Raw genomic sequence first — 5,928 nt, 5'->3', positions numbered from 1 at the left:
GCTTGACCTCGGCTGTGCAACCAGTCCGATACATCGGCCTCCTGCCCGCATCGGCCGGGATGCGCATCCCGGCCGATGCAACCAATAAAGCACATCTCGTCCACACAAGCCCGGGACGACGATAGCTTTAGGGATGGGCCATTTTGCGGGTGTGCGAATGCGCTGTGGGCGGCCTCTGCGTGTTTCAGCCCAACGTCCGCTCCCCACCGATGCCGTTGAAAAAGTCCGTTGTTGGCTGCGGCGCAGGGTCTTGATTGAAGCGGGCGCGCGGGGATGCCGGAGTTCATGCCATCGCCGGCTGCCTTGCGAGGCTGATCTTGGCGAGCTTGCGCAGGTTCTGGGCGGCTGCGGCGAGATGGAATTCGTCCCGGGCACCATTGGGCCCGCGTAATCGCAGCCGGTCGAGCCGCATGATCCGCTTCAGGTGAGCAAACAGCATCTCGACTTTCTTGCGCTCGCGGCGGGAGGCGATCCATTCCTCTTCCTGTGACAGGGCCCGAGCCAGATCGCGTGCGCCTTCGTGGATGGAGCGGGTCACCTTGCGAGCCGGCAGAGTGGGTGTGCATCGCGGCTTGAGGGCACAGCTGCTGCAGTCCTGTTGCCGGGCTCGGTAGCGGATGAAGCCGTCCTTGTCGGCCTCCGGGCGCGGCGAGGCGAAGTTGCGGTTGCGCGGCCGCAGGCGCTTGCCGGCCGGGCAGATATAGCTGTCATCCTCGTGATCGAAGGAGAAGTCGCTGCGCTCGAATGCGCCATCGTTCCTGGCGGACTTGTCGAACACGGGCACGTGCGGCTCGATGCCGCGCTCGTGCACGAGCCATGCGAGCATGTCGGCCGAACCATAGCCGGTATCGCCGATCAGCTTGCGGGGCCATAGGCCATGGCGTTCGGCTGCCCGCTCGATCATCCGTTTGGCGGCGGTCACTTCGGCCTGGCGCAGCGCTGTGCTCGCCTCGACATCCACGATCACTGCATGGTCGACGTCGATCAGGTAGTTGGTGGCGTAGCAGAAGTCGGCGCGGTTGCCGTGCGCCTGGGTATAGCGAGCCGCGGGATCGACCGGCGAGACCCGCTTGGGCTCGACCGGCGTTGCGCCGCCGAATGCGGCATCGTCGAGTACGGCAAGGTACTCCTCGACGGCACGTCCGGCCGGACCAGCGCCAAGACCCTGCGGCCCCTCGACATAGGTCTGCCGGTTGGCTTCAGCCCGGATCAGGCTGGCATCGACAGCGAAGCCGTCGCCTCCGACCAGCCCTTCATCGATGCAGCGCCGCACGGTGGCTTCGAACAGCTGGCGGAACAGATCGCTCTCGCGAAAGCGACCATGGCGGTTCTTCGAAAAGGTCGAGTGATCCGGCACGTCGCCGTCGAGCCCCAGGCGGCAGAACCAGCGATACGCCAGGTTGAGGTGCACCTCCTCGCACAGGCGGCGTTCCGACCTGATGCCGAAGCAGTACCCCACGATCAGCATCCGCAGCATCAGTTCAGGATCGATCGAGGGGCGGCCGATCGCACTGTAGAAACCTCGCAGGTGCTCGCGCATGCTCGACAGATCCACGAACCGGTCGATCACCCGCAGCAGATGATCGGCCGGGACGTGCCGATCGAGGCTGAACTCGTAGAACAGGGCCTCCTGCGCCACCCGGCGCTCCCCCATCATCGCTTGGCGTCCTTCAGCATTCTGATGCTGAATCAGACGCTCACACCGAGTTCAAGGCCGACTTTTTCAACACTATCCACCCAACCCCGCCATTCATCCGCCCGGAACCTGTCCACGCGGCCTAAGGCCCGCCCGCCTCGCCCAGTCCGGCCTGCGCCAGGGCGGCTGCCAGCGGCTCGTCCACCACCAAGCGATCGGCGGCGAAGGTTTCGTCCAGCTTGCGGTCGGCCTTCCAGTTGTTGTTGATCGCCCGGAAGTGGCGGAACGTGAAGCGCGGATCGATCCGGCGATTGGCCCGGGCGCCGAACAGGTTGTGCACCGACCAGGTATAGCCGTCGCTCTCGCAGCGCGGCGGTGCGATGCACCACTTGGGCGGGCAGCCGTCGCTCTCGGCAAGATCGCGGTGGATGAAGTGATGATGCCGGCTGGCCTCCGGCGCAACCGGCTCGGGCGTGGCCGCGCTGACCCATTGGCCCTCGAACTTGATGAAGCCGTCGCGCGATCGTTCGGTCGCGGCGAAGATCGGCTCGGGCCCGATCACCAGCTCGTCGATATCGACGTTCAGCACCGATCGGGCGCGCTGCAGGAAGCGCTGCCGGGCATGCTGGAGCGAGCCGGTCTGGCAGAAGTCCGAATCCCACGGCGCCTCGACCCCGTCGACCGCCCCGGCCCAGCCGCCCTGCGGCCCGTACTTGAACGGCCACAGGAGCACGACGATCAGCATGTCGGGGAAGGCCGCGCGCAGGTCGGCCTCCAGGCCGGCCGCCGAATAGCGGGTGGAGCCGTTGTCATAGAGCAGCACCGCATCGGCACCGTGAATCTCGCGGTAGAAGCGGATCCAGTCGGCGATCCAGCGCGGGGCATTGTCCTTGGACAGCGAATGCAGCACCCGCCGGCCGGCGAACAGGTCCGATCCGTCGGGCTGGACCGTGATCGGAATCGGACCGAGCGGACCATCCAGCACCACGGCATCGGCCGCGCTGCGCAGGCGGATCTCGCTCGCCTTGTGGCGTTCGATCCGCCGCATCCGCCGGAACAGCGGCCCCAGCGGATTGCGCAGCAAGGGAGCAGCCAGCACGGGCTCGGCCAGGTTGAGCAGCGGGGGGCCCTGGAACACGATGTCGGGGCCGCGCCGGTAGACGTCGTAGAACAGGGTCTCCGCGTCGAACTGCTCGGCGTATTGCGCGTTGCGCTGGGCCAGCGGCCGGGGCGAGAGCCGCAACGGCCCATCGGTCGGCAGCGTCACCGTGGACAGGGTCACCGTGGGCAGGGTCCCCATGGGCGCGGCGATCCCGCTCATGCCGCCGCTCCCGCCAGATAGCGGCGCAGCGGGCCGATCGGCAGGGCCGCGGCCAGTGCCGTGATCTCGGCCAGGGCCGGGTGCCGGGTCAGGGCCAGGGCGATCAGCCAGCACAGTCCTCCCGCCAGGGTGGCAGCGAACAGCGGCCCCAGCCCGATTGTCGCGGGCGGGGCCCAGAACAGGTATGTGGCGGCGAGCGGCAGGACTGCTGCCAGCGTCGCCGCGGCGCTGCGCAGATAGATACGCAGCAGCGCCCCGGCGTCGAAGCCTACCAGGCGATGCATGAAGCCGAAGTACAGGGCCAGCCAGGCCGCGCCATAGACCAGGCGCGAGGCGGCGGCCCCTTCCACGCCCCACAGGCAGCCGATCGCCAGCAGTGCGATCGACAGGGTCGTGTCGATCAGGTTGAAGACCAGCAGGCGGTTGAGCCGGCCCAGCAGGATCGGCAGATCGCTGACCAGCGGCAGGGCGATCAGCATGACCTCGGTCAGGGCGATCATGGTCAGGAGCGGCGCGGTCCGCAGCCAGGCTTCGCCATAAAGCAGCCGGACCAGCGGCTCGCTGGCGAGGGCAAGGCCGACCATTCCGGGCCAGACCACCGCCGAATAGCCGGAGCAGACCCTGAGGTAGGCCGGGCCGAGGGGTTCGCCGCGGTCGCGGATGCGGGCGAAGGCGGGAAAGAACACGCTGCCGATGGCCCCGGCGATGAGGGTGCGGAACTGGTCGGACAGGCTTATCGCCCGGCCATAGAGTCCCACCGCGTGGAGCCCCAGGACCTTGCCGAGGATCAGGTCGGGCGACCGGGTGCCGAGCGCGCCGGTGAGATAGAGCGTGCTCGAACGGGTGCCGAAATCGATCACCGGGCGCAGGCCCGACAGGGTCAGCGGCCAGGGCGGGGCAGGGCGCAGCGCCTGGGCGATCAGCCCGCGGGCGGCAGCGCAGGCCAGGGTCGACCAGGCCAGGGCGAAGGACGAATAGCCGGCCGCCGCCAGCGTGATCGCCACGGCCGCCTGGATCGCGGTTCCGCCCACGGTGACGACGAAATGGCCGCGGAACTGCATGGCGCGGCTCATCAGCGCCAGCGGCACCACCGCCAGCGGGGTGAACAGATAGCTCGCCGCGATGATCAGCATGATCGCGGTCAGGGCCGGCTGATGGTAGAACTGCGCCAGCGGCCAGGCCGATGCGGCGATCACCCCGGCGACCAGCAGCGAGAACACCATCGCCACCGAACTGCAGCGCGCGATGTCGGTGGAACCGAGCCGAGGCAGAGCCGCGATGTAGCGCGACAGGCCGAAGTCCTGCAGGATGGCGACCAGCATCCCCGCGGCCAGCGCGATCGAGAACAGGCCAACCTCGGCGGGCGAAAGGAACAGCCGCGAGATCACCACCGAGGTGGCGAACTGGATCGCGAAGGACGTGTACTGTGCGACCATGGCCCAGACCGCGGCGCTGCGCACGCTCATGGCGGCCGCCTCGCGGTCAGCGGGTGGCCGCGGCCCGGACTCCGGGGACGTGCTCGGCTCGCTCACGCCGCCCGCAACGTGGTCAGCGCCAGGGTCGTCGCCAGGCGCGCGGCACGCACCGGGTCGCCGAAGCGGACCAGCCGCGCCACGGTGCGCCACATCCCGTCGTGCGCGCCGCCCTCGTGCAGGTGGCGGACCAGCAGGTCGAAGCCGTGATCGCCCAGGCCGGCCTTCGAATAGAGCAGTCCGGGCGCGACGTAGGAGCGGACCTCGCGCGAGACACCGGGCCGGCCGAACAGGGCATCAAGCTCGTCGATGGGCGGCAATTCGGTCAAGTGCTCGGTCGGGTCGGGCCGGCCGGCCGCGCGCTCGCGGTAGGCCAGGTGCGACAGCGCCGCGCCGATCTGCTGTTCGGTGGCGTGGCGGCTCGACACCTGCTCGGCATAGTGACGATAGAGCAGCAGCCGCTCGGGCAGCGAGCAGAGCCGGGTCACCCCGGCGAGGCGCAGCCACAGGTCAAGGTCCTCGCAATGGCGGAAGGCCGCATGATAGCCGCCCACAGCGCGGACCAGGTCCCGGCGGTACATCACCACGGGATGGCACAGCAGCGGCCCGCGGGTCTCGATCGCGGCCATGAATTCGTCGTGGTTGCGGGGATGATCGTGCCCCAGCACCCGGTAGGGCCGGCCCTGCTCGTCGATGTCCTCGGTCCAGCTGCCGACCACGCCATAATCCGGATTCGCCGACAGGAAGGCGTGCTGCTTCTCGAAGCGCTGGGGACGCGAGATGTCATCGGCGTCCATCCGGGCGATGATCGGCGCGCGCGCCTCGCCGAGCAACTGGTTGAGGCTGACGATCAGCCCGCGGTTTTCCCGGATGATCGGCCGGATGCGCGAATCCCGCGCGGCATAGTCGTGAATCAGCGCGGCCGTGCCGTCGCGCGAGCCATCGTCCAGGATCAGGAACTCGAAGTCACCGAAGGTCTGGCCCAGGATGCTCTCGATCGCCGCGGCCAGGAAGCGTTCCCCATTGTAGACGCTCATCGCGACGCTGATGGCAGGTGTGGGCATGTCGCACGGGGATCCAGCTTGGGTCGGGCCGATCGGCGCCCGTCCACTCGTTCCGGCCTTAGCCAATTGGAGTAAACAAAGCCTCAACCAGAACCGGACGGGCAAACCTGGCCGGGGAAGGGGGCGAATCGCCACTGCCGATTCCGCGGCGTGGCAGCCCGGGACGGAGGGCAGCGTCCCGCCGTGAGTGTCTGAAAAGCCCGCAGAATGGGGATGTGACAGTTTTTTGAAGAAAGCCGTTGACGGGCCAGAGACCCCTCCATATATGGCCCCTCACCGACGGGGTGTGGCTGAGACGCCCTCCTGGCCGGTCGCTGACAGGAGCGGATGACCATTTCCCCCGGTTTATGGATCGGGGAGGGGTTGGTTGTCCGGTTTGTTTGTCGGTTTGTGATCTTTGACATTGTTGGTTTTGATGAAGGGACATGTGGGCGA

4 protein-coding genes are annotated in these 5,928 nt (G+C 68.0%); all 4 read right to left on the bottom strand.

Annotated elements, in window-relative coordinates; translation table 11 throughout:
• Positions 1-283: 283 nt before the first annotated feature.
• Entirely contained in the window at positions 284-1,657 is a 1,374-nt protein-coding gene (locus H7F49_RS18680) for a transposase (protein WP_185685077.1), read from the bottom strand.
• A 121-nt stretch (positions 1,658-1,778) separates the two neighbouring features.
• Positions 1,779-2,957 (bottom strand): hypothetical protein, encoded by a 1,179-nt coding sequence (locus H7F49_RS18675; protein WP_235982346.1) that lies wholly within the window; start codon positions 2,955-2,957, stop codon positions 1,779-1,781.
• Positions 2,954-4,423, bottom strand: coding sequence for an oligosaccharide flippase family protein (locus tag H7F49_RS18670; RefSeq protein WP_185685076.1), 1,470 nt, complete (start codon positions 4,421-4,423; stop codon positions 2,954-2,956). Before H7F49_RS18670 ends, H7F49_RS18675 begins: the two co-directional genes overlap by 4 nt.
• 62 nt (positions 4,424-4,485) lie before the next feature.
• Positions 4,486-5,493, bottom strand: coding sequence for a glycosyltransferase family 2 protein (locus H7F49_RS18665; RefSeq protein WP_185685075.1), 1,008 nt, complete (start codon positions 5,491-5,493; stop codon positions 4,486-4,488).
• Positions 5,494-5,928: the final 435 nt, after the last annotated feature.

This window comes from Novosphingobium aerophilum (genome assembly GCF_014230305.1).
GTDB lineage: Bacteria > Pseudomonadota > Alphaproteobacteria > Sphingomonadales > Sphingomonadaceae > Novosphingobium > Novosphingobium aerophilum.
This window is presented reverse-complemented; position numbering and strand designations above follow the sequence as displayed.